This is a genomic window from Chitinophaga sp. YR627 (assembly GCF_900114995.1).
In the GTDB taxonomy this organism is placed as follows: Bacteria; Bacteroidota; Bacteroidia; order Chitinophagales; family Chitinophagaceae; genus Chitinophaga.
In genome coordinates this window covers 1,492,059-1,516,829 of sequence record NZ_FOUX01000002.1, presented here as the reverse complement: position 1 = coordinate 1,516,829, position 24,771 = coordinate 1,492,059, and the positions used below count along the sequence as shown (strand labels likewise).

The 24,771-nt window shown below is 43.8% G+C and carries 27 protein-coding genes; 12 read left to right on the top strand and 15 right to left on the bottom strand.

Translation table 11 applies throughout. The features are described from left to right. Nucleotides 1-8: 8 nt before the first annotated feature. Entirely contained in the window at nt 9-3,095 is a 3,087-nt protein-coding gene (locus tag BMZ72_RS14775) for a SusC/RagA family TonB-linked outer membrane protein (protein ID WP_089809515.1), read from the bottom strand. Between the two features lie 370 nt (nt 3,096-3,465). On the opposite strand from BMZ72_RS14775, the gene BMZ72_RS14770 reads away from it, so the two are divergent. The 4 genes from BMZ72_RS14770 to BMZ72_RS14760 all read left to right on the top strand — a co-directional run bounded on the left by BMZ72_RS14770 (nt 3,466) and on the right by BMZ72_RS14760 (nt 6,346). Continuing rightward, complete coding sequence (locus BMZ72_RS14770; protein WP_089809512.1) at nt 3,466-4,674, top strand: hypothetical protein; 1,209 nt, start codon at nt 3,466-3,468, stop codon at nt 4,672-4,674. A gap of 30 nt (nt 4,675-4,704) precedes the next feature. Then, nucleotides 4,705-4,983: a hypothetical protein gene (locus BMZ72_RS14765; RefSeq protein WP_089809510.1), complete on the top strand. Its 279-nt coding sequence runs from the start codon at nt 4,705-4,707 to the stop codon at nt 4,981-4,983. Nucleotides 4,984-4,995: 12 nt separating this feature from the next. After that, complete coding sequence (locus tag BMZ72_RS36565; RefSeq protein WP_177222794.1) at nt 4,996-5,160, top strand: hypothetical protein; 165 nt, start codon at nt 4,996-4,998, stop codon at nt 5,158-5,160. A 160-nt stretch (nt 5,161-5,320) separates the two neighbouring features. Next, complete coding sequence (locus BMZ72_RS14760) at nt 5,321-6,346, top strand: hypothetical protein (RefSeq protein WP_143087697.1); 1,026 nt, start codon at nt 5,321-5,323, stop codon at nt 6,344-6,346. A 41-nt stretch (nt 6,347-6,387) separates the two neighbouring features. Here the strand turns inward: BMZ72_RS14760 and BMZ72_RS14755 are convergent, their stop codons facing one another. The 5 genes from BMZ72_RS14755 to BMZ72_RS14740 are packed head-to-tail and all read right to left on the bottom strand — an operon-like array spanning nt 6,388 to nt 9,536. After that, nucleotides 6,388-6,855 carry a DUF4265 domain-containing protein gene (locus BMZ72_RS14755; RefSeq protein WP_255373203.1) on the bottom strand — a complete coding sequence of 156 codons (468 nt, stop codon included), beginning with the start codon at nt 6,853-6,855 and terminating at the stop codon, nt 6,388-6,390. A gap of 51 nt (nt 6,856-6,906) precedes the next feature. Beyond that, nucleotides 6,907-7,575 carry a response regulator gene (locus BMZ72_RS14750; protein ID WP_089809504.1) on the bottom strand — a complete coding sequence of 223 codons (669 nt, stop codon included), beginning with the start codon at nt 7,573-7,575 and terminating at the stop codon, nt 6,907-6,909. Then, a complete protein-coding gene (locus BMZ72_RS14745; protein WP_177222793.1) occupies nt 7,572-8,393 on the bottom strand; it encodes a sensor histidine kinase in 822 nt (273 codons plus the stop codon). Before BMZ72_RS14745 ends, BMZ72_RS14750 begins: the two co-directional genes overlap by 4 nt. After that, nucleotides 8,363-9,046, bottom strand: a complete 684-nt coding sequence (locus BMZ72_RS36560) for a hypothetical protein (RefSeq protein ID WP_177222792.1) — start codon at nt 9,044-9,046, stop codon at nt 8,363-8,365. The genes BMZ72_RS14745 and BMZ72_RS36560 overlap by 31 nt, the downstream gene beginning before the upstream one ends. Nucleotides 9,047-9,065: 19 nt before the next feature. Then, a complete protein-coding gene (locus tag BMZ72_RS14740) occupies nt 9,066-9,536 on the bottom strand; it encodes a hypothetical protein (protein ID WP_089809500.1) in 471 nt (156 codons plus the stop codon). A gap of 256 nt (nt 9,537-9,792) precedes the next feature. Here BMZ72_RS14740 and BMZ72_RS14735 point away from each other — a divergent pair, with 256 nt between their 5' ends. The 6 genes from BMZ72_RS14735 (at nt 9,793) to BMZ72_RS14710 (ending at nt 14,873) form a co-directional block, all read left to right on the top strand. Beyond that, the gene (locus BMZ72_RS14735) at nt 9,793-10,743 is read left to right on the top strand and encodes a caspase family protein (RefSeq protein WP_089809498.1); all 951 of its coding nucleotides are present in this window, start codon (nt 9,793-9,795) and stop codon (nt 10,741-10,743) included. 27 nt (nt 10,744-10,770) lie between these two features. Continuing rightward, entirely contained in the window at nt 10,771-11,844 is a 1,074-nt protein-coding gene (locus tag BMZ72_RS14730) for an SUMF1/EgtB/PvdO family nonheme iron enzyme (protein ID WP_089809496.1), read from the top strand. Between the two features lie 11 nt (nt 11,845-11,855). After that, entirely contained in the window at nt 11,856-12,197 is a 342-nt protein-coding gene (locus BMZ72_RS14725) for a YegP family protein (RefSeq protein ID WP_089809494.1), read from the top strand. A 166-nt stretch (nt 12,198-12,363) separates the two neighbouring features. Beyond that, on the top strand, nt 12,364-12,720 hold the full coding sequence (locus BMZ72_RS14720; protein WP_089809493.1) for a tellurite resistance TerB family protein: 357 nt from the start codon (nt 12,364-12,366) through the stop codon (nt 12,718-12,720). A 3-nt stretch (nt 12,721-12,723) separates the two neighbouring features. Further along, nucleotides 12,724-13,977, top strand: coding sequence for a hypothetical protein (locus BMZ72_RS14715; RefSeq protein WP_089809490.1), 1,254 nt, complete (start codon nt 12,724-12,726; stop codon nt 13,975-13,977). Continuing rightward, entirely contained in the window at nt 13,974-14,873 is a 900-nt protein-coding gene (locus BMZ72_RS14710) for a hypothetical protein (RefSeq protein WP_089809488.1), read from the top strand. Before BMZ72_RS14715 ends, BMZ72_RS14710 begins: the two co-directional genes overlap by 4 nt. Before the next feature lie 40 nt (nt 14,874-14,913). On the opposite strand, the gene BMZ72_RS14705 is transcribed toward BMZ72_RS14710, so the two are convergent. Further along, on the bottom strand, nt 14,914-15,327 hold the full coding sequence (locus BMZ72_RS14705) for an ADP-ribosylation/crystallin J1 (protein ID WP_089809839.1): 414 nt from the start codon (nt 15,325-15,327) through the stop codon (nt 14,914-14,916). 105 nt (nt 15,328-15,432) lie between these two features. Between BMZ72_RS14705 and BMZ72_RS14700 the strand changes: the two genes are divergently transcribed. After that, the gene (locus BMZ72_RS14700) at nt 15,433-16,644 is read left to right on the top strand and encodes an ATP-binding protein (RefSeq protein ID WP_089809486.1); all 1,212 of its coding nucleotides are present in this window, start codon (nt 15,433-15,435) and stop codon (nt 16,642-16,644) included. Here the strand turns inward: BMZ72_RS14700 and BMZ72_RS14695 are convergent. Genes BMZ72_RS14695 through BMZ72_RS14660 form a run of 8 tightly spaced genes read right to left on the bottom strand, consistent with a single transcriptional unit; the run spans nt 16,641 to nt 24,226 of the window. Continuing rightward, nucleotides 16,641-17,324: a VIT1/CCC1 transporter family protein gene (locus BMZ72_RS14695; protein ID WP_089809484.1), complete on the bottom strand. Its 684-nt coding sequence runs from the start codon at nt 17,322-17,324 to the stop codon at nt 16,641-16,643. The two genes, BMZ72_RS14700 and BMZ72_RS14695, sit on opposite strands and share 4 nt — an antisense overlap. A 22-nt stretch (nt 17,325-17,346) precedes the next feature. Further along, nucleotides 17,347-18,420 carry a hypothetical protein gene (locus BMZ72_RS14690; protein ID WP_089809481.1) on the bottom strand — a complete coding sequence of 358 codons (1,074 nt, stop codon included), beginning with the start codon at nt 18,418-18,420 and terminating at the stop codon, nt 17,347-17,349. After that, a complete protein-coding gene (locus tag BMZ72_RS14685) occupies nt 18,417-20,027 on the bottom strand; it encodes a flavin monoamine oxidase family protein (RefSeq protein ID WP_089809479.1) in 1,611 nt (536 codons plus the stop codon). Before BMZ72_RS14685 ends, BMZ72_RS14690 begins: the two co-directional genes overlap by 4 nt. A 3-nt stretch (nt 20,028-20,030) precedes the next feature. After that, nucleotides 20,031-21,557, bottom strand: a complete 1,527-nt coding sequence (locus tag BMZ72_RS14680; protein ID WP_089809477.1) for a polyamine aminopropyltransferase — start codon at nt 21,555-21,557, stop codon at nt 20,031-20,033. Nucleotides 21,558-21,569: 12 nt separating this feature from the next. Then, complete coding sequence (locus BMZ72_RS14675; protein WP_012789242.1) at nt 21,570-21,773, bottom strand: DUF350 domain-containing protein; 204 nt, start codon at nt 21,771-21,773, stop codon at nt 21,570-21,572. Nucleotides 21,774-21,791: 18 nt separating this feature from the next. Beyond that, nucleotides 21,792-21,977, bottom strand: coding sequence for a hypothetical protein (locus BMZ72_RS14670; protein WP_089809475.1), 186 nt, complete (start codon nt 21,975-21,977; stop codon nt 21,792-21,794). Then, complete coding sequence (locus BMZ72_RS14665) at nt 21,964-23,868, bottom strand: DUF4178 domain-containing protein (protein ID WP_177222791.1); 1,905 nt, start codon at nt 23,866-23,868, stop codon at nt 21,964-21,966. The genes BMZ72_RS14670 and BMZ72_RS14665 overlap by 14 nt, the downstream gene beginning before the upstream one ends. 4 nt (nt 23,869-23,872) lie before the next feature. Beyond that, nucleotides 23,873-24,226: an S-adenosylmethionine decarboxylase family protein gene (locus tag BMZ72_RS14660; protein WP_089809471.1), complete on the bottom strand. Its 354-nt coding sequence runs from the start codon at nt 24,224-24,226 to the stop codon at nt 23,873-23,875. Nucleotides 24,227-24,345: 119 nt separating this feature from the next. On the opposite strand from BMZ72_RS14660, the gene yiaA reads away from it, so the two are divergent. Further along, on the top strand, nt 24,346-24,771 hold the full coding sequence (gene yiaA, locus BMZ72_RS14655) for an inner membrane protein YiaA (protein WP_089809469.1): 426 nt from the start codon (nt 24,346-24,348) through the stop codon (nt 24,769-24,771).

Below are 24,771 nucleotides of genomic sequence, written 5' to 3'. Positions count from 1 at the left end.
GTTACGTATTAGAGTCCCACCTGTATGCCGACCGAGAATGTTTTCATCGCTGGATACTGATAGTAAGTGGTACCATCAATAGACTGCTCAGGATCCATACCCTTGTGACCATAGAAGGTCAGGAGATTTTCTCCCAGACCGTATACTTTGGCGCTCTTGATACCAATTCTGGATAATAATCTGTTTGGCAGAGAATATCCCAGAGATACCGTTTTAAGACGGGCATAAGTAGCGCTGTAGAGGAAACGGGTGGATGTAGAGGTCCAGTTGAGGTTATCTGTAGTGAAACGGGGAACGTCTGTGTTCGTATTTTCCGGTGTCCAGCGTTCCAGCAATTCTGTTGACCAGTTGCGTCCAGGACTGGTCGCACCGCTCAGCAGAGATACATAATCCAGGTCCAGTACTTTACCGCCGATGCTATAGGACAATAAGAAAGAAAGGTCAAAGTTTTTATAATTGAAACTGTTGGTGATCCCACCTGTAACATCCGGCAAAGCTGAGCCAGCATAATATTGCGTAGCAGACGCATAGTTGGTCGTAGTGACTTTCTTGCCTTCAGCATCTGTCTGATACCAGAGCGGATTACCCGTTTTGGCATCTACACCAGCCCACTCACGCAGATAGAACTCATAAATAGAACTGCCTACCGTCAGCTTTTTAGTACCACTGATGATTTCCTTTTGTGGGAGCTCGGTGATCTTATTCTTGTTGTGTGCTATATTCAGTCCGATATTCCACTTGAAATCACGGGTTTGAATAGGTATAACATTCAGTTCCAGTTCCAGACCGGTATTGCGCAATGCTCCAATATTCGCGCTGATGGAACTGAATCCGGTAGAGGCAGCCATTGGTTTTGCGTACAACAGGTCCTTACTGGTTCTGTTATAATAGTTGATATTACCATACAGACGGTTGTCAAATAATGCGTAATCCAGACCAATATTCAGATTCAGGTTACTTTCCCATTTCAGACCTGGAGTTGCCAGTCTGGATGTAATAACACCGCCGTTACCCAGGTTATTCTTGATATCGAATAATGCAAGGTATGCGTAGTAGGTGCTTAAGTTGTCATTACCAGAAGCGCCATAGCTACCTTTCAGTGTCAGGGTATTCAACCAGCTCACAGAACGGAGGAACTGTTCTTCTGATAAACGCCAGGACGCGCCTGTTGACCAGAATGTACCCCAACGGGAATCAGGAGAGAAACGGGAAGAGCCGTCCCTTCTTACGGAAGCAGTTAAGTAGTATTTGTTCAGGTAGTTATATTGTCCCTGACCAAAGAAGCTCAGTTTTGCATAGTTATCAGAAACACCGGTAAAGTCATTTAACTGAGATGCTGCAGCCGGTTCATACAGGTCAGGCAGGGCAAATTTCTGGCGACTACCACTCTGTGAACTGGAGTTGAAATAGTAATATTCATGACCAGCGAGGAGATTGAGATGATGTCCTCCCAGCAGGTCTGCATCGTAAGTCAGGATGTTGTTCCATGTATAACTTAGCCTTCTACCATTACTTTTACTGATAGCACCGCCTATTTCAGCGTCGCCACCTACCAGCGGGTTCGTGTAAAACAGGGAGTTGGTATTTACATAATCAACGTTGTAACTGGTCTTGATATGTAATGCCTTAGTAAGAGATGCTTCTACAAATGTTCTGGCCGAGAGGTTTTCATTGGTATTCCTGTTTTTGTCCAGCGGGAGAGACCCGATCAGGTTCTCACGGGCCAATGCTGCGGATGGACGGTATGCACCGTAATCGAACAACTTCTGACCACTGGCATCCAACAGATAAGTGCCATCAGGATTGCGCTGATAAATAGGATAGAAGCCGGGAACAGTCCTGCCGAATAATACGACGTTGTCTGTACGTGAGTCAGAGGACGCCGGATAATCCTGTGCAGCACTGGAACCACTCAGATTTAGCCCTGTCTTTAACCAGGATTTTGCCTGTAAAGTGATATTGCTTTTAAAGTTATAACGTTTGAAACCGGAACCCATATAAGCGCCTTCGTTATTAACATAGCCACCGCTTACATAATAGGTTGATTTATCACTGCCACCACTGAAGCTAAGCTGAGCCTGTGTATATTTCCCGGATTGTTGTATGCCTTTTTCCCAGTCATCGTTCCACAAAGGATGCGCACCCGCTACGATCTTTCCATCTGTTCCCACTGGTTGAGGGAAAGTAGGGCCGTAAGGATTGATACCCAGGTCAGAAACTACGCGGGCACTGGCGGTTGCTGCTGCCTGAGCGGCTGATTGTCCATTGGTAAGCTGCTTATTACGCAATGCTTCCCAGTAAAGTTCGAAGTACTGATCAGTGTTAAGTTTATCGTAGTCCTTTACTGCGCGGCTGCTCCATCCCTGGTTAAAGTTGATATTCACGGCAGACTCACCTTTCTTACCTTGTTTGGTAGTGATGATGATCACGCCGTTAGCAGCACGTGAACCGTACAGGTTGGCGGCGGTCGCATCTTTCAATACGCTGATGGATTCTATATCAGCTCCATTAAGCGCATTGATATCTCCATCATAAGGAGCGCCATCTACTACAAAAAGTGGCGCACTGGAGGCATTGATAGAGCCGACACCACGAATGCGGATAGTAGAACTGTTCCCCGGCTGACCGTTGGAAGAGGTGGTCTGTAAGCCGGTCACCAGACCCTGTAATGCATTGGTAACGTTAGGCGTCAGACGGTTATTGATTTTATCAGAGCTTATAGTTGACACCGCCCCCGGGTATCCGGAACGTTTTACATTCGTATAGGCCACTGCTACTACTTCGCCAAGTGTAGTATTAGCTGGTTTGAGTAGGATTACAACATTTTGATCTCCTTCACGTACTTCGGTTTCTGTTGTTTCTCTGCCAATAGAGGATACTGAAATAACGGCTTTGCTGGAAGGGACTGTCAGCTGGAAATGTCCTCCCTGATCTGTAGTGGTACCCAATGTGGTACGGTTGATTTTTACTGTCACTCCCGGCAATGGCTGCTTATTTTCGGCAGCGAGCACCTGCCCCCGTATTTGTGTTTGCTGCGCAAAAAGCGCTGTGCTAAAAAGCAGCGCAAGCACGAGTGTTACATTTCTTTTGAACATGCGTGTTTTAATTAAGAAAATGGAAGAATAGATTGCCTTTGGGCAATAAAATATCCGTCAGCTGCGGGTGGGACAGCTGGCATGGTTTAACTCATTATTTATATAAATCAGGAAATACTACAATAACAGCTTATGCTTACAGATAAGGGTTTTGAATAGAATAAAGCTGATAAGAGTACAGTTGGTCTTCTCATAATGTCTAGATTCTTGTCGTTATTATACCAGTCTGATTCGGGATGCAAAAATAGAACAAAAAATTAGTCTACAAAATGAGTAGAGTATTATTTTTGATGAATTTTTATGATCTTATCTTGATAGGGGCATATCATAAAACAAGCAATACCGTTATAAATAGTCGTATTTTAAGTAAATGGAAGCGAAATTAGAAGAACTGATACAACGTTGGGAGCAGACTTTTGACCGCAGAGAAGAGCTGCTGGCACACAAACAAAATGTACAGGAAACACTATATGCAGAAGGGGCCAGGTATGACCTTAGTAAATTTGACTGGCATTCTTTTCCTGCCGATGGACCGTTACAGCAGGATAAGAGTGGATTAGACAGCTCTGCGTTGCATGAATATGGGTTCAATGCAAAAGGTCTGCCCTGTTATACAACATTTAAACATGAACATAACAAGATTTTGTGGGAGGGAGTTTATGTCTACGGAGATACGTGCGTGGAGTATGTAGAGTACTGTATGAACACGGGTGTTCCTTCCATCATTTCGAGGATGGAATTTAAAGATGGTAAAAAAGTTGCTTATCAGAGTTTACGGGCCAATGGTGGTGGGAGTGGATATGGATGGTTATCTAAAGAAGATATCATAAAAACAATGAGAAATGATGACCACTCTTTTATTATTAATATAACCGACTTTGAATATGATACCGCCGGCAAAATACAAAGAGCCTCCAGCATACGTGTTTTTCCGGGTAGTGGTCAATATACCTCTTATGATGAATACAGTTATGATGACATGCAGGTACTGGATACGATCAGGCAATTTGATGACAAGGGTAATAATGGGTTGATCTACTGCCGGCGCCCGGAAAATATAAGTCCGGAACAACTGTCAGAAGAATTATCGGAAGCATTGGCGAAACAGGTTGTATTAACACTGGAGCATAATCAGATAGAGCAACCCGTTGCTTTGTTGGAATTAGGGTATCGGCTTGGCGTCAATTACGTCCCTTACCTGACATGCCAGTCTGTAAAGCAGATAACAGGGAAGTTGGCTAAAAATGAAATAGTATTTTTTGATACGCATTATAACGAATCAATGAATGTCAGTATCAGACCTTTTGAACGACTTTGGGCACAAATGGAGCAGCTGATGGAGGATTATAATTATTTGGACGTCGGTACAACTATGATCAGAAAAGCGGCCTTTCTGCTCACAAAAAATAAACTCTTCGGCAAATTCGAAGTCTCTGATACATTTGCCGCTTATGCTATAGACTGGTCAATAGAAGGACATGGTGACGATGAGTTTGAAGAGATCCTTACGGAATGTGGAGTAGATGCAGCATGCCTGACTGCATGGAAGCAAATCGGTATATTACCATTGAGTAAATAGACAGTCTGAAAATTCATTATCTTCTTTTCCATGAAATCTACCCAAATATTCAAAACTATCTTACTGGCATTGCCTTTTCTGATATTATTGTATGTGTTTTTCCTCAGAGACAGAATAGATACCGGAGATGGTATCGGTGGCGGTTCATACGACCTGACAAAACCATATACCGCAATTGGCATCGGTCTTTATGCACTCATCCTGAGCCTTGTATTATTGATCCAGGATGCGCATGGTAATAGAGTCTTTCTGCTCACAGGAATAATTCTGCTGATCGTTACAATAATAATGGGGGTTCGTAGTTTTTAATTCAGCCGGAATATGTTTGCATGGCTGCAATATAAACATGGCCTTACCTTGCAGGAGGCTACACAGGTCATGAATACAACAATTGAATATACCATTGCTGAGATCGCAGATCCGGAACAAATGGTGGTCGCGAAAATAGAAAAGAGAAAATTGAAAGAGCTGCCGCTGCAGAAGTAATACGATGACAGTTTTCAATAACAGTAAAATAAAGCATTGTTAATAAAAAAGTACCATTCATTATTTAAAAGTTTGGATTTGTACTTAACTTGCTGCTAGTTAAATGTTTGTTCATATCTGTAGCTAGTAGTTTATAATTCCTATACTAATAATTGAAATAATGAATACAATAAAAAGGTCAATCAGCGTATTGACAATGTTGTTCGTAAGTGCTTTTTCAGTACAAACTCAGGCTCAGTACATCGAAAATGGCAACAGTGTAGCTCAGGCAAATGCAAATTTTTGGATTTCCGGACTTGGAAGAGCTAACAATGGACTTTGGGTGATAAAACATGGTGCTGATTTACCGATTACAGGTATTAGAATAACCAACCCCTCTGGATTTAAAGGCGTCAATTTTCAGCTGACTGACAGCTCATCCGCATTCCAGGGTTTTTCTACCTTTCTCTATAATGGTACTGCATGGGTAGAGAGAATGAGAATAGCAGCACAAAACGGTTACGTAGGTATAGGATCCACAACGCCTACCTATAAGTTGGATGTGAATGATACCAGCTCTGTCAGGTATACGTCGGAGAATACTTCCACTGGCATTCCTAAAGGGCCCTCGATACAGATTGCAAATACAGCTTCTGTGGATAATACTTATGCAGGCATTTTTCTGACAACCAGAAATAGTAACGGGTTTAATAATGTGAGTTACATAGGTTCTGTATGTAATTCCGGAGTTGGAACAGTAGCGCCTGAGATGGTTTTTGGTATAAGGACGACTTTCACCAGTTACAAGGAAGCGATGAGGATAACTGCGGGTGGAGCGGTTGGAATCGGGACAACAACAGTAGCCAGCGAGTACAAATTAGCGGTAGCAGGTACCATCGGTGCCAAAAAAGTAAAGGTTACAGCACTCGGTTGGGCGGATTTTGTATTTGATCCGGCATACAAACTGTCCTCTTTGAATGAAATAGAGCAGTATATAAAGGCGAATCGTCACCTGGAAGGGGTTCCTTCTGCTGCGGAAGTAGAAGCCAAAGGTGTCGATCTTGGGGAAATGAACAAAATACTATTGCAAAAAATAGAAGAACTGACCTTGCACCTGATTGAGGAACACAAACAGAATGAGGAAATGAAGGCGCAAATGAAGATGATGCAGGCTGAAATAAAAACAATAAAAGAAGATAAAAAATAGTAACTAAAAAAGGCTTTCAGATCTCCCCTGAAAGCCTTTTTTTAATATCGGTGCCCATCAGCCAGACAGGCCTCTGCGTAATCTATAATACCTGCTTCCTGCAACTGTACCAGGTGCTGCCTGATAGGTCCGTAATCCAGTCCCACAGGTATCTCCATCACAAAATATCGCTCATTCAATCCTTCACTCGGACAGCCGGCTTTTTTAAAATCTGCCCTCAGCGAACTTGCATCTTTACCAGCTTCCCGTACAATAACCTGTATAGTCGAGTTACCAGAACATTCAACCAGTTCACGGTAGGTCATCATTTGCTCTTCCTCATCATATTCAGCCAGAATAATATCGTCCGAAGCCAGACCAGGTACATAAAAAGGAATATTGTCCAGTTTGTAATAGCCCTTTACCGGATCGATCATCAGTGCCCATAAGGTTTCCACTGTTGATTCTTCCAGGAGATTGCTGTAAAAGCGGAATAAGATCTTTTTATATTCATATTTCGGAGCACCCATCTGACAATAATTGAATGTGCCGTGAAAATAAGTAATTGCACGTATATTGGTTTACAACTGCACAATACCGTGCTTCACCGCATACATGGCCATGGTCACCCTTGTTTTTACATTGAGTTTCTGAAATAACGCTTCCCGGTAACCGTCTATCGTTTTTGGACTTAGGTTCATCTTATCTGCTATCTGTTGATAAGTCATCTCCGTTGTGGCAAGTTTCAGGAATTCCCGTTCATTTTCTGATAAATAAAGGGAAGCAGGGTTCGGCTTGATATTTCCCATAAGATTCTGATTCAGTACTTCAGTCGCAATTTCTGAATAATAAAACCCGTTGCTGGCAATGGCTTCCAGTGCCCGGTTCATGTCTTCTACTTCAATATCCTTGGAAAGATATCCTTTGACACCCAGGCGTAGCATACGCAGGATCGCGTTCTCCGATTCAACCATAGACACGACCAGTACTTTAACGGTGGGATGTGTGCGTTGCAGCCAGTCCACTGCTTCATATCCGTCCATGTCCGGCATGTCGATGTCCATCAGTATAATATCGGGAAATGGAGGCTGCATCATCTTTTCTTTCAGATCGTTCCCGTTTTCAGCTTCAAATAGAATGTGATACTTCTGTTGAGGGTCGCCCATATTAATGAGCTTGATCAGACCTTTACGGAACAGATTATGGTCATCTACAAGGGCGATGTTGATTTTTTTGCTGGCATTTTTCATACAGCATAAGTTTTTAGTATTTGTGGATGGGGAATATTTATGGTGACGATAGTACCGTCTCCGCTATGACTTGTAATATTCAGATCAGCGTTGATCAGTGATGCTCTTTTACGCATATTCAGTAAGCCGGTACTTTGTTTTTCTCCGCTTTGCTGAAGTGCCTGGTCAATATCAAACCCGTCGCCATTGTCAGCAATGGTCAGGATGAAGGTGTCATCTGAAAAGGATAGCTTTGAGATCACTTTAGATGCCTTCGCATATTTCACTACATTATTGAGCACTTCCTGACAGAGACGGAAGAGAATGATTTCATGCTCAGGCTGCATCCGGTATTCTTCCCCGGTTTTTGTAATACTGACTTCATATCGGCCGGTCTTCGCCAGTCTGTTCAGTTCATTCTGCAATGCCTGTACAAACCCTATATGAATGATATGGTCGGTATTAAGATTGGCACTGAGTGCTTTTAATTCACTCATTAGCTGCTTGGCCAGTGATTTTGTTTCAAGGATGTTCTCCCTTTGTCCCTGAGGACTTTTAGGTAATATTTCAGAAAGATTGATGTTAATCAGGGATACCAGATGACTAAAGTTGGCGTGTAACTCTTTAGAGATATGATTGAGCGTTTGCTCCTGTATCGCAAGCTTTGACTGGAGTAATACATGGTTAAATGCCTCCCGCATTTCAATCAGTTCCTGTTGGTGTCGGAATTTTTTCTTCTGATAGAGAAACAGGAAATAAATAACGGCCGCACTGAGACTCATAACAAGCAAGGTTGATATGATGATGGTCAGAGAGGTTGCGAATGTTGAGGTTTGCATAAAAAGCTGATTAAATAACAGATGCAAATGATGAAATTGAAAATGTCGTTGATAAATAGGAGCGACAGTGCCAGGGGAGAGTGCTGCATATTCAGAAAACCAAACATGATCAGGAACGGAAGCGATGCAGATTGGTATAGGAATGTTCCCAGGGTCATCCATATCATGGGCTCTTTGTGTAAAACAATGATACCGGGGGCCTGCAGCAGCTGTCTGAAATAACAAAGGCATAGTGCTATCAGTGTTACGTGACATGCGATCACACTATAAGTATTGTACTGAAAGGGGCTCTGAATAATGAAATAGTCAGCCAGTCCAAACAACAATATTCCTGCAGTCACCGCATAAACTATTTTCTTTGTCCGGGGATCACATAAGATCTGATAAAAAATAGACGCCAGTAAAACTAAACGGATCAGAAAATAGAAGTTATAGATCCATAAATTATTCCTGGAGTAATTCCATCCAAACATATTATGCAGCTTATGTATCCATAGATTCGCCAGTGCTTCTGCCAATAGTGTGGTCCAGATCAGTACCGCAAATAGCCTATATTGCTTAGGCCATCCATGCCTGAAAGTCTTCAGGCTCAGAATGGCACTAAGCAACAGAGGTAACAAATACATGTATTCGTAGCTGAAGAATCGCTGCATTTACTCAAATTACGTAATGTTATTGAGAAAATTCGTCGTCACAGCGCGGCGGACAAGGGATGCCCATGTTGAAGTCCCTGATGTCTTCTCCCGGGTCATCGCCTGGGAATAAGATCACATCTTTTTCCACAGAAGACCGTTCTGAATAATTAGGTTCTTTCTCGAGTATGACATTCGCATGTGTAATGGTATTGCCTACCTGTTTCTCTCTGGTTGTAACAAACAACAGACAGGTCTGACCGGCAAATTGATGTCCCTCCTCATAGGTACCAAAATAAACCCTGATACCGTCTCCACCGGCAAACTCAATTTCTTCTACGAGTTTTGTGAAATGTTCTTTCGAATACCATACAGATCTGGTATCGGGCTTGCCTGCTGCCTGGCTTAATGCGGCATGTTTTTGTTGCTGGAATCTGGCGATCCTGTCGGCAGTAGTTTTCTGTCCTACATAGAAGAATGGTAGAGGTTTTACGGTAAGGTGTTGTTGCATAAACGAAGTTTTTAGGTGTAGTGAAAAATCGGGGTGTAAACTGTTTACGCTGCGAAACTATAACCGGAACGATCAAAAAAAATCAGCCCAAAGCAAATACCGGAAAAATCCTATCTCACCAGGGGAATTATCCGGGAAGCCCGTAAAAAGGGGATTTTTCCCCCCGTATACCGGTTTTTTCCGCCGCAATGTAATTTCATCTTTGCTCCATCGACCAAGGACAATACCAGACTAATCCCAACGAAAATACACACGCATGAGAAAAGCATTAGTAGTCGGAATTGATGATTATCCCGGCGCCCGCCTCAAGGGCTGTATCAATGACGCAAATACGGTAGCAGAACTATTGGACAAAAACGCAGATGGCTCTCCGAATTTTGCAGTAAAGCTCTTTACTACAGTAAAGACAAAATCAGAATTAAAGTCCATTATCCTCAAAACCTTTAATGACAGTGATGACGATGTCAGTCTGTTCTATTTTTCAGGTCATGGTAATGTGACAGAATCAGGTGGCGGCTACATTGTTACCCCTGATTTTACCCGTGATGACGTTGGTATTTCTATGGATGAAATACTGAAAATGGCAGGTCTGTCAAAGGCAAGACATAAGATTGTTATCCTGGACTGCTGCCATGCAGGTGCTATGGGTTCACCTGCTTTTATTGGCAACAGTGCGGCATTCCTGGACCAGGGGGTGATTATCCTGGCCTCTAGCCGCAGTTCGGAGACTTCTGTAGAAAGTAATGGGCATGGCGTATTCACGGGGCTTCTTATCGACGCCCTGAAAGGAGGTGCCGCAGATATAGATGGAGAAGTAACCCCCGGGAATATCTATAGTTATATAGATAAGGCTTTGGGGAGCTGGCACCAGCGTCCTGTGTTTAAAGCGAATATTGTCCGTTCTGTAAGCCTGCGTACAGTAAAACCCACAGTATCTAAAGCTGAGTTAAGACTGCTATTGGAATATTTCCCTCAGACTGACCATGACTTTCCTCTCGACCCCAGTTATGAATATACCACTACGACAGATACTCCAAACGAAAAGAATATCAGTACGTTTAAAATTCTGCGTAGAATGCAGCTGATCGGTTTGGTGGAACCTGTAGGTGAAGAATATCTGTATTGGGCCGCTGTTCGGAATAAAAGCTGTCGTCTGACAGGCCTGGGAGCCTACTACTGGAAATTGATCAAAAATGGTAGGGTATAGTCCCGATCACCTCAAATCCCATATACCATGATTCGGTTATTCAAATACGACGTAGCTATTTCGGTTGCTGAAGAAGATAGACCAGTCGCAGATCAGATCGCAAAGGAGTTAAAGAAACTAGGTATCCGATACTACTACTATGTGGAGAAGAGTGTCGAGAGTTGGGGGCAACATATTATTGATCTTACGATGAACACATTTGGAAGACGCGCCAGATTTGTGTTAATGATCACCAGCGCCACTTTCGTCAATAAATACTGGTCGGGAATTGAAAAGCTGATCGCACTCGCCAAAACAAGAATGGGGGAGCCGCATATTCTCCAGCTGAGACTTGATGATACCCCTATTGATGGTATATCGATGCATGTTGTTTATCAGGACTGGAAAAATAACCCGGAGCATATCGCGCGTATGCTAAAGGACAAGATCAGAGGACAAAGAAGAATAAGGCAACGTAAAACAGGTATCACAACACTCGGGGTCAGTTCCAGCCTGGCTGTTCTATCCGGTGTATATATTCTGTTTTATCCCCACGTCATTCCGGTGAAACACATGCAACAAATATTGATTACCGGACCAGGCATAGATCCCTTTTATATCAGCAATACGGAAGTGACGATTAATGAGTATAAAGCATATTGTACAAGTGCTGGAAAACAATTTCCTCCTCAATCTGCAGGTCTCAGAGGTGATGCTCCCGTAGCCAATATTACCTGGCAGGAAGCTGTTGATTTTTGTAAATCCCAAAATGGAAGGCTTCCAACAGTACTGGAATGGGAATATGCAGCCGATGCTGGATTAGGAACTAAATACAGTGGGAGTAATGCTGCACAGAAAGTGGCTATATATAATACGAAAAAGCCGGCGCCAGTTGCTTCTTTGGATTCGAATTTATTTAAGCTATATGATATGACAGGGAATATTGCAGAATGGTGTGCTGATTGGTCTGATAGTTCACATCAGTTTAAAATTGTCAAGGGAGGTGCTTACAATAGTCGTATCAGGCCGGAAAATGAATTGCTGATCAGCGCCCGTATTATAGAAAAGCCTGACGAAAGGTGTCCTAACGTCGGCTTCAGAGTCGCCTGGAATAAACAATAAATTATATCAATATGAAGAATCCCAAATTTGAACTTTTCTCCGGTATCGGGAAGAACGATTACTTCTTTAACCTGAAAGCCGGCAATGGAGAGAAAATCCTGGGAAGTGAAAGCTATACCTCAAAACATGCAGCTGTACACAGCATCGCTTCCGTAAAAAGAAACGCTCCCTATTATAAACAGTACGAACGAAGATTTAATAGTGATAATAACACCTATACGTTCGTACTAAAAGCCGAGAACGGAGAAATTATTGGTCGAAGTGAGACCTATCCCTCTGCCTATAGCCGTGACGAGGGCATTGAAGCCGTAAGACGGAATGCCCCGGAAGCACCTACAGATGATCTGACCTGATTCTTGTGAATGTGAGAATGCAATACAGGCAAAGTCAGATATACATAACAGCCAGTCACACTTTGCCGGTCCTGTTTATCCCTTTATTTATCCCTTTTTGAATGTTAATAACTCAAACATGCCTTTAAGCCCGGAATTAAAAACACACTTTTTGAACCTATACCACATGGCCCTTGCAGATGAAAATGTGGATATCAGGGAATTAGAACTGCTATACCGCCTAGGAGAAGAAGGAGGTATCAGCAGAGCAGAAATTGAAACGCTGATCATGCAGGCAGAACTGCCTGTCTTTACTCCACCCGCAACACTACCAGAAAAGATCAGCTATTTATACGACCTCAGCCTGATGGCCTGTGCAGATGGCAAAATTGATGAAGCAGAGCAAAAACTCCTTATGCGATTCTGTTCCCTGTTTGGCTTCAGACAAGAAAATGTCCTTTCCATTTGTGAATATCTGCTGGGAGAAGCGACGCGCAATACTCCCGTACAACAAGTATTATCCACTGTTTCTAAAAATCTCTAAACCATGGGCCTTTTAAAAGTCACCAAAGATTTGTTTACCGTAAACGAAACACCCTCAACCGATACAGCCACTGCTGAACCGGCCGAAACAGGAAAAACAGAAATTACTTACCAGGATTATGGCTACCACCAGGCCTCTTTACTGGGTGGCAGCATTGCAGGCTTACGGGTATGTCTGCAGAAAATTTATTATGATTTTAAGGAAAGGATAAAGAATGATAAGGAAAGACAGGATGAATTAAAAAAGCCGATGAAAGTTAAACTTGAAGAACATAAAGGAGATATTGAGCGATGGGAGAACCGGATCAAAAAGATTAAAGAAGAAGACCTTCCGGCTTTACTGCGTAAAATAGACACACTCAAGGAAGATAAGAAACACATCCGCGAAAACCCACAGGAAATCGTTGGAGACCTTACCGGCAGACCCAGTTTTTATATCGGATGTTTCATCCTTGCCACGCTGACAGTTTACCTGTTCGTCTTTTATAGCTCTGCATCCTATTCTACTTTTTTTAAAGAATTCAAGCTGGGTGATATAGGTGTTGCAAATGCGATTTTTGACGCAGAAGCACTCTCCAATTCTCTGAAAAGAGGTATCACACAACTGTTATTGATTATTACCATCCCTTCTGTATTTCTGGGGCTCGGATACCTCATTCACAAATTCCAGGAAGAAAAAGGGGCACAGAAATATGTGAAAATAGCTACGCTAATATTGATCACGTTCGTATTCGATGGTATTCTGGCCTACGAAATCACGGAAAAGATTTATGATATCAAGAGATATGATATTATCGACAGAGTGGTCCCGGAATATACAATTGCACTCGCCTTTCATACAATCAATTTCTGGCTGATCATATTCGCTGGCTTTATTGTATATCTCATCTGGGGATTTGTATTTGATTTTGTATTAGCGGCCCATGGTAAGATCGATAAGGTCAATGTTGCCCTGAAGGAAAAAGACAAACAGATACAGGACGTAAATATCCAGGTAAGTGATCTGCATACAGGTGTTGATAAGCTCACCCATTACATAGATGATGCAAAAACACAGATCAAAAAACTTCAGGAGGCAATCGCAGGTGTAATCATTCCCGGTGAGTTTGAAACCTGTATGTATAGCTTTATGGCAGGATGGCTGGCCTGGATGAGTGGCGCCGGAAAATCTGGTACAGAGCTGGATACGGCAGAAAATATCGTACGTGAATTTATTGGTACAGTAACGTATACAACCCCCAAAATAGATGACCTATGAAATACATCCTGTTAATGCTTACAATAACATTGTTCAGTTGCGGGTCTAATGATGCAAAAGAAGATCAACCGGAAGGAAGAACTAAAACAATACCTAATGAGCACCAGAAGCAATTGAACCTTTCCATTCTGCTCGACCTTTCCGATCGGATCGATCCCAAAAGGAATCCCGACATGCCTGCGCATTTTCAGAAAGACAGCACACTGATTAGTTACCTGACAGAATATTTTAAAAGTGAGATAAGAACGAAGGGAGGGCATGCTGCAAAACCCAAGATGCGTATCATATTCTCTCCTAATCCTGCTGATCCGGGAATAAGCAAGGCCGCTGAAAAGTTGAGCACCGATCTGTCCGGATTGATGCCCGTTGAAAAGAAAAAGATATATGATAACATCGGTAATACCGTCGCTGAAAATATCAGCTATATCTACCGTACCAGCCTTCGTCAGGCTTACTGGCCGGGTTCAGATATCTGGCGATTCTTCAAAAACGATGTAGATATCACCATTGATCCGGATACAGCCTATCGCAACATTCTTGTCATCTTCACCGACGGCTATCTCTTTCATGCAGATTCCAAAGATGCTGTTGGTAACCGGTATGCCTACCTGCTTCCTGAGTTGCTGGATAAATACAAACTCCGGAATAATTCCCAATGGTCAAAAGATATAGATAAACTTGACTTTGGCCTCATCAGCAAACGCACTGATCTTGATCGGCTGGAGGTATTGGTTGTTGAAGTCACGCCATCCACCAAACATAGAAACGATGAAGACATTATCCGTAAGGTCCTGGATAAATGGTTCGCAGAAATGAAGATCAAAAAATGGAAGATCCTGAATACTGATCTTCCACAGATAACAAAAGGAAGGGTCGAGAGCTTTCTCAGAGATTAAGAGCGGCTTTTTATCCATTTCCCCAATCCCCGATAAATGACTATTTCGACAGGGAGCGGATCAGCTCCGCCAGTTGTACATCTTCCGGCGCTGTATATTGCTCCCCCAGAAATGTCTTCACCACTTCGATCTTTCCCACAATATGCTGGTTGAACAATTCCAGCTCCTCTGCGGGTACCCATAACTCGTTATGTGAACCGTCTCCTACATTCTGGATGTCATATCTTTCCAGGAATGCCGTATCCACGGCAAACCGGGTTACTATGCCACAGTAACCGGAGCCTTCGTCATTGGTATTCCATTCCAGGGCAATCTGCTCAGCATAAGGCTGATTTAATACAGGATAAAATATTGGCTGCCAGGATAGTCTTGGCGGAAAATGTTTGAAATCTGTGGCGGCAATCAGGGCTAACTCCTTTATTCCCGTCGGACGGTAAAGTATTGTCGTACTCATATTCAAATTCAATGTATAGTGATTGGGTCCCCATCCATTTGATGGCTAAATAAAATTCTGTATTTACTGAAAGAATTGCTATATAGCATGCAAAAATAGCTACAAATGAAAGAAAAAGTGTCAGTTACGGATACGGGGATACAGTCTTCCGGCCTTCCGAAAGACTACATGGAAGCTGTGGCAGAGTATATCTGGAACGGGTTTGACGCCGCAGCTTCTGTGATAGACATATATTTTGAATCCAACGAAATTGATACCATTCATAGTTTATCCATAACAGACAATGGCTCCGGCATTGATTATGATCTGTTAAAGGAGACTTTTGGCCATTTTAATGACTCCATTAAAAAAGCCTCTTTCCAGAAAACTTCCTCCTTTATCAAAGGAAATAAGGGCCGTGGTCGCTTTTCTTTCTCCGCATTCAGCGGGAAAGCCGTGTGGCATACTGTTTATAAAGAGGATAAAACCGGTAGCATGATGGAATACGATATCACCATCAGCCGCAATGCAAAAGACTTCTATGATCCGGATGGAAAGAAGACAACCGTAAAAAAAGCCACCGGTACCACCGTTACTTTTTACGACCTGTTCGAAGTATCTGGCTTTTCCTTTGAATCAGATGAGTTTAAAAGCTTCCTGATCCGTGAATTTGGCTGGTTCCTGATGCTGAACAGAGAAAAAGAGTATCAGATCCGCATCAACGGCGTAGCACTGGATTATCAGGCCGCCATTGCAGAAAGCGACACTGGTGTATTGTCCCGGAAAGATGCAGAAGGGAACGAACATTTTTTCAGGATCACTTTTGTAAGATGGTCAGAGAGGATAGGGGATAAGTTCTTCTTTTATTTCCTGAACTCCGGACAGTCAGAAGTATTCAAAGACCTGACCTCTTTCAATAACAATGCGATTGGCTTCTATCATAGCGTATATGTGGAATCCCGCTATTTCGATGCCTTCCATCCCCGTGATGCAGAGCAGACAGAGAATATGTTTGAGCGCACAAGACAACATAATGTCTTCCGCGAAGTAATGAACCATCTGCATGAGCTGGTAAGACTGAGACAGAAGGCTTTCGTAAAAGGAGAAGCAGCGGTGAAATTGCTGGACATCTATGAAAAGAATGGTGTTTTGCCTGATACCGGCAACAGAAGAGAACTGAAGAAATTTCTGAAAGGTATCTTCGCTACAGAACCAAGACTGTTCCAGGGCCTGAATAAAGAGCAGCAACGTGTATACCTCGGTATGATAGACATACTCCTGCAGAACGGTAAAAAAGAGGATTTACTCGCGCTGGTTAACCAGGAAACGGAAGCTTAACTGATCATTTTAGCAATAGCATAAGCAGCCGCTGCTGCAAGGATGCCGGTAAAGGCTACTTTCAGCGTACCTTTCAGCAGTGGTTGCCCTGTTACTTTCGATTTGAAATAACCGAATACGATCAGGGCAAGAATAGTGATCACGCAGGACCAGTAAAAGCCATGCTGATTATTGGCAATGATAACATAAGGCGCCAGCGGAATTAACCCACCTGTAAGGTAAGCCAGCGCAATGGTGATGGCTGACTGATACGCCCTGTTCTTATCAGGTCTGTCCAGTCCCAGCTCAAAGCGCATCATAAAATCGACCCACTTGTCTTTATCCTGGCTGATCTGTAAGGTCACCTGTTTGCTGAGTGCCTCATCTACCCCCATCGAAATAAAGATCTCCTCGACCTCTTTCCGCTCTGTTTCAGGCACTTTCTCGATCTCCTCATACTCGCGCTTCAGCTCCGAATCATAGTGCTCTATTTCTGTCTGGCCCGCCAGAAAACCACCTAATCCCATTGAAATGCATCCCGCCGCAATCTCCGACAAACCCGATACAATGATCAGGTGATTGGTGTCCAGTACGCCGCTCAGACCTGCTGTCAGCGCAAAAGGTACTGTCAGTCCGTCGGACATACCAATGATGATATCCCGTACAATATTGGAACTGGTTACATGTGTTTCCTGGTGCATAGGCCTGTTTTATCTAAAAATATCAAATTTCGTTGCTCCATTTGAATTCTTCCTTTTTGATCTTCCAGATGAAGCCATCGAGGATATAGTGCGTGATCTGTGGCAGTGCCAGTAATGGGACGATCAGACTTAATAGCTGCTGACTCAGGTCAAGCGAAGGGAGACGAGCTGTACCAAAAACGGTTGCATGTTCCTGCCACACGGTCATATCCCAGAGTCCTTCTTCCACAAAGGCAAATACAAATATCAACAGTAAAAATACCACAATCCCATACCTGCTGAATACCATTCGCAGAAAAGAACCGCTTTTCCCCGGATCTTTATACTGTTTCTGTCCGTAGAGCCATATCAGCGCCATATAAGGAATACCATGACTCACCACATTCAACAGGGTAAAAGCCATATCCCCGTTATAGTAAACAATACCGAAATACCACGATACCAGCGTGCCGGCGATCACCGCGTTTTTAGGGATATTGAACGTACGGGTGGTATAAGTGTTGTAGATCTCTTTCATTATATAAACAGCCACAATCCCAAAGTATACAACTCCCAGGATGTTCCTGATCAACGCAGACTCGAAAAACATAAAGTCATTCTCTACAAACCAGTTGAAGTTCCTTGGTCCGCTGAGATGCCAATAGGCCATCGGGTACAGCGCCGCCGTATAAATCGTGATACTGTCTATCCTCTTGCTGATCCTGCCTGCATTTTCCTGCCGGCTGTATACCCGCATAAAACCATACTGTTGACGCACAAAATGAAAGACTGCCACATAAGCTAGTATACGCCAGAACAACAAACTGCTGAGAGAATAGATCACAACGCCGCCAATAAAGCTGAGCGCCGGTATGATCCATAACAGGAAACGCTGTTGACTCAGTGCCTGTGGATCAAAATAGGTCCTGTATAAAGTACTGTATACATGCGCTACGTCCACGAGCAATACGAGTACTACCCAGCCGGCATCCGGCATGTGCTTGTTGTCCTGAAAAAAAGAGGGGAAGAGTATTATGATCAGCAGACTGAAAAACGGAGGCAACAGTATAAAAACACTGTCAGTCCACGGTTTGCCTATCCACGCTTGCTTGTTCATATCTTAGCGGATAATTGTGTCATTACTTTTTGAGCGGCGGTCAACCCCTGGTAAAATGCTTCCTCAAAGAGACTGTTACCAGCCAGGTCTGTATGCGCAAAATGCAGGCGGTCATTGATTGAAGCGCCCAGTTCCTGTCGTATCGTACCATGGGCAGTGCCTGGTAGAGGCCTGGCCATTGCATGCCCCCATATCATTACATTGACTTCCTCAATATTCGCCGCAATATCAGGATGTACAAGGTCCAGGTCATCCACGATCATCTTCACCCACTCTGTATGCGTTCTTTCAATCGCGGCCTTTCGCTCTTCTACCGGACTCTTTCCTGTCAGTGGCAGGTAATAGGTCAGATTCTTTTGTTTTTTGCCCTGTTCCACCTGTTGATGGGTGGCTTCTACATAACCGAGAGAAGGACTGTCGTAGATGACATTATCCCAGCTCAAAGCATAGCCTGTTCTTTCATCCAGCGCATTGCTGCGGATATTCGCCACCATCCACGGACTATACTGTATGTGCTGATGTACCTTCCGGATACGCGCTTCGTCATGTAAGATCCTGCCTGCAACAAACTGCGGCACAGCAAGGATACACTGACGGGCATTGATCCTTTTTAAGCGACTCTCTTTTACATCAAAATAGTCTATGGTCAGTTTTCCGTCTTCTTCCTGTATACGGGCAACGAGCGCCTCATTACGGAAATAAGGCTGTAATTCTTTTTTCAGATGTGCAGCCAGCCAGCCATTTCCTTCCGGCCATGTCAGCACATCATGATGATCGGCATTACTGCCTTTCCCTTTTCTGCTGGCGAAATATTGAATGCCTACCCAGGCGCTGATCTCATCGTAAGTGGTACCATAATCATCGCGGGTACAGTAATTCACATACCACTGAAGATAAGGAGATGTCCAACCCTGCTGATGCAGCCATTCTTTCATGGTCAGTTGATCCAGCGCCGTAAAGACAGGGTCTTTGCTGGAGTTGTCCAGCGGAATTGCAAATGCGTCTTTCCCGTCTTCCCCTTTGGCAATACGGAATGCCTGCATTTTATCAAGGAATTGCTGTATCTGCTTTTTTTCGGCATCAGGAACGCCAAATTGAGGAATCAATCCTTCCTGCCATTGTCCATTGATATAAAGTCTTTCCTCCGGATCGAAGCAGATATAATATTCATTATAGGTAGGAAGAGGTGCTTCCGGCGGACTGGTGATCACACCACATTCCCGCATGAAGTCCGTATAAGCTGTAAGGTCATTGTTGGGAATAGGCACATAGTGTGCTCCCCAAGGATAACCGGAAATATCATTACTGCCACAGGCTGCATTACCGCCCATTTCTTTTTCCAGGTCGAGTATGACCATGTTGGTGATACCCTGACGATGCAGGTGACGGGCGGCGGATAATCCACTGATGCCACCGCCAACGATCACAATGTCATGTTCTGTAGTAGCTACTGGCGCCGCAAAGTTCTTATCCCGTAATAAATGACCGGTATGCGAACTGGCCCCGATCACACTTCCTTTGATGACATGCTGCCGCTGACAGGAAGCCAGGAAGCTGCTCACCACTGTGAGACCTGCTATAGATTGTATAAATGATCTTCTCCTCATATCTTAACGTTCAAGATATTTACTCCACTCTTCTTCGAAATATTTTACCAGTGCCTGGTTATTAAGTTTATTGATATCGAGTAACTGATGCGCTTTCATGTCTTCAGGAAAGGTAAGCATCTGCTGTAATGTAGTCGGATTAAGAAACTTCAGCGGAGCCGGTATATGACTGAACCATTGATGTGGCTCCTGCGGAGTGGCCATGATATATCCCCATTCACCAAAGGAAGGAACATAGTTATGATAGGCAATAGTATGCAGACCTACCGCCTTTAAGGTCGTGTCTACACACCAGAAACTTTTAGGGGCAACATATGGAGAAGTGCTCTGAATAACCGCAATGCCTTCAGGGCGTAACGCATGTTTCAGCAATTGATAAAAAGTAGTGCTGTATAACTTTCCTATAGAAAAGTTAGAGGGGTCTGGAAAGTCAACAACGATCGCATCAAATTTCGTCTTGTTATTTCGCAGCCAGGTAAAGGCATCGGCATTATGTACCCGTACCTTCGGATTCAGCAGGGAAGAGTCATTCAGCATAGTCAGCATACGCTGTTTAGAAAATAGCTTTGTCATGGCGGGATCGAGATCGACCAGCGTCACCTGCTTTACAGCGGGATATTTCAGGATCTCTCTTACTGCCAGTCCGTCTCCGCCTCCTAATACGAGCACCTGCTCCGGATTGCTGAGAGACGAGAATGTTGGATGGACCAGCGCTTCATGATAACGGTATTCATCGGCAGTACTGAATTGCAGATTCCCATTGAGGAAAAGCCGCAGTTCATGTTTGTTCTTGGTGATCACAATACGCTGATACGGAGTAGAGGTAGAGTAGACAACATTGTCATCATAGGTCATGGCTTCACTGTAGGTCATGATCTTTTCTGAAAATACAAAACATACCAGCTGAGACAATAACAGAATGATGGCACTTGCCTTTAAAAGACCTGCCTGTCTTACTTCTCCTGAAAACTTATAGGCCAGGTACCAACCTACACCTACATTCAGGATGCCAAAAAACAGAGAGGTCCTGATCAGTCCGAGGTGTGGTACCAGCAATAGCGGGAAGATCAGGGATGCCAGCAGCGCGCCGATATAGTCAAAGGTAAATACCCGGCTTACCAGCTCTTTAAATTCCACCTTCTTTTCCAGGATACGCATCAGCAGCGGTATTTCCAGTCCGACCAGTATACCGGTGATGAGTACGATGGCATATAGTATCAGCCGGAAAGATGCTGCCAGTGGAAATGTAATAAATAACAAGGCGGAACTGAACCCTCCCACCAGACCTACCAGCAGCTCTATCCTGATGAACCAGGCCAGCAGGTTTTTGCTGAAGTATTTAGACAGGAAGGAACCTATTCCCATGGAAAACAGGTACACGCCGATAATAGTGCTGAACTGCGTAATACTGTCTCCCAGCAGGTAAGAAGCCAGGGTACCAGCTACCAGTTCATAGATCAATCCACAGGTGGCAATAACAAATACTGCCGTCAGTAACAGCCACTGTGCGCCGTTTTCTTTTTTAGACATTGTTTCGTTTACTTAGTGAATAGCAGATGCAATGATGATTGCCATTGCCAGCATGAAAAAGCCTGCCAGTACAGCTACCGCCATGTTCTGATTGTCCATGATCTCTTTACGGAGGTTATGTCTTGGTGTCAGTACTTCCACCAATACAAAGACAACGACAAGGATACCAATACCAACAAAGGAATACAGAATAGAGTTAATAAGTGCGTTTGACATATTAGGTTGTTTGATAGATTATTTGTGAAAATGCTGCTGACCGGAAGCGCTCCATTGCTGTTGTCCTGAACCGGAAAACAGGCGATACCCACTGGAATCAGAATACAGTAACACGCCGCTTAACAGTGCCAGAATAAGCAGGAACCAACGGAATGGAAACATGGAAGAATCCTCCTTGAAGGGATTGAAATTATTCAGATTCATAGTTAAACCTTGAGTATGAACTATTGGACCAGCGGTTCTTTTCGCTGTAATAAGTGAAGATATATTTAAAGACAGGCCATATCAGTAACAGCCCTATACAAATAAACAGGTTGTGCAGGTTCGATACATCATAGTATGCCGTGACATGGTAATAGCGTAAAGGCATACTAATTTTCTCCCGTGTCGCACTGAGTTGCACGGTATAATCACCCCGGGGGATACTATTCAGATATACTTTAGCATCCTGGCTGCCTTCCGACCAGCGTTCCCCTTCCGATACGCCACTATAATACTCCACACCCTTACTCACGCTATATTCAGTACCATCTTTCTTGTTGACCAGCGTAGCTTCCACCTCTACCCAGGAGTTATCCACAGGAGCGTTGATGGTCAGCATGACATTACTGCTGCGTTTATCCAGATGTACATCACCCACTACCGCGGTTTGTATATCGGATGAATCGTAGAAATAAATCTCTTTATCGATCAGTACTTCCTGTTTACTGCCACTCGTAGTGGCAAGATGCACCACTATTAACACAAGAATAGCAACCAGTGAATACTTCAGCATGTCTTTGATATTGATATAGCCATTAGGCTTTAACATGCCGGTACCTTCCTGTTTTGGAAGATCTATCGCGTCTTTGAATGCTTCTTTGAGATCCTTTGCGGCGATATGGGTGCCTCTGAACCAAACGATTCCTTCTTCCGGACTTTGCTCCCTGGCCCACATCACAGGTGGTGCTATAAATTCCCAGCACTTGATATGACCGTCATTGAATGGATTCCCCGGGAATTCACCTTTACCACATATCACCTTAAAAGAATAATCATTGTACAGGTCAAAGTCACGTCCCTCATATCTGAATCCATCTGTCCCAATTGTATCCGGCACCGGCGTTTTCCCCTGCTCCCGCAGATAGATCCAGTGACCGTCATAAACACTTAGAAAGGCAAAACCTTCTTTTTCGTTGAATAGTGCGTATTCTGTCCACCGGGCCTGATAGGTATTACGTTCCTCTTTCATCATAAAACCGGTAACCGTATAAGGGATGCCCTTTATAATGCCCTTTGCACCTACCTTAATGGCTGGTTGAGCAGGCATGGTATTGCCCTGTCCGACTTTGGCGAACTCGAGCTGGTTCCTGTATACATACCAGTTACCACAACCGGTGCAGATCGTGCTTTGGGCAAATGGGAAGGTGGCTACATGGTTATTATACCCGCATTTACAGGTAAAGGATTTACCACTATTCTCATAAGGACGGGTATTGGTCAGTCCCAGACTGGTAAAGTCGGTATGATGTACTTCGAATGCAGGCTGTACACGTGGCCAGTATTCTATGATATGTATGATCCTGCCAGATGAACTGGAGAAATCATAGGTCATAAAGGTTGTGTTACATTCCGGCATATACAATTCGCCTTCTACCTCCCAGAGTTTGGCGTTATCCTTACGCAGCAGGACATATTCCTCTCCAAACATCAGTTTCTTCTTACCGACCGAAATAGCTCTGATATTATCTCCTGTAAGCTCAGTGGGCGATTCTTTGGGTATATAAATGGCGTACATGCCATATCCTTCCGCCAGGTAGGCAGCTGTTTCATCCTGGAAGATAATCGTCCAGTAGCTGAATACCGTTTCTTCGGTCCATATCCTGAAGCGTCCGGTAACGGTAAACTTTTTACCGTTCCATTGTCCGGTAGTACCAGGTGCAATGACAGATGCTTTATCCGCAATTGTCCGGAATGGCCGGGGAAGAAGGGTACCGTCCCCCATTCTGTTGATCACCGTTCCGCATTCACACACCTTAATGGTGGTATGAGGAGAAGTGAAGTTCACAACACGACTACAGGATGGGCATTGATAGATGGATGGGATCACAGTCATTTGTTTAGCGTTTGAGGAATTGTTCCTGTTCGACAGTCGCATTAAAATGATCTTTGATCGCGCTGTATAGTTTATCTACCGTACCGTCGTTATTCCGAAGATAATTGCTCAGGTATATATCAATATTGATCTTGCCATGTTCTGGCCAGGTATGTATGGATAGATGGCTTTCACTCAGACATACGACCCCGGTATAACCCGAAGGGCTGAAGTTATGGTATACTTCTCCCAGCTTTTGCAGCTGGTGTGTCCCGATAAGATCATCTGTCAGTATTCTGAATGCCTCAAATGTATTAAGTAATTGATGCTCAGTTGTATACAGGGTCGCAATCAAGTGGGTTCCCTTGTTGTAGTGCATAAGTATCCTGGATAATTCGGCACCAAAATAATCAATCCTGACGATTTATACCTGAAAACCGCTATTCCAGGCAGTTACTTTTTGATCTACTTTTGACACCGAATCAGTACACAACATAAATGAAGCAGAAACCGTCACTTGCCTTTATTGCTACCTCCTGGCTCGCATTATTGATTGGAGTGGTAGGTTATGTAATTGGGCTGTGGAACGCAGCAATGCAGCTCAACGAAAAAGGCTACTATTTTACCATACTCATGTATGGCTTGTTTGCAGGCGTTTCTGTACAGAAATGTGTAAGAGACCGCCTCGAAGGTATCCCGGTAACAGACATCTACTATGGTCTTAGCTGGGTATCGACCCTACTCTGCATCGTTCTGCTGACAGTAGGTTTATGGAATGCGACATTATTGCCCAGTGAAAAAGGATTCTATGCCTTCGCCTTCCTGCTGAGCATCTTTGGTGCAATCAGCGTACAGAAAAATACACGCGATACGCAGGCTGCAAAAGCCGGTATCGGGACCATAGACACAACTTCTGAAAGGTAA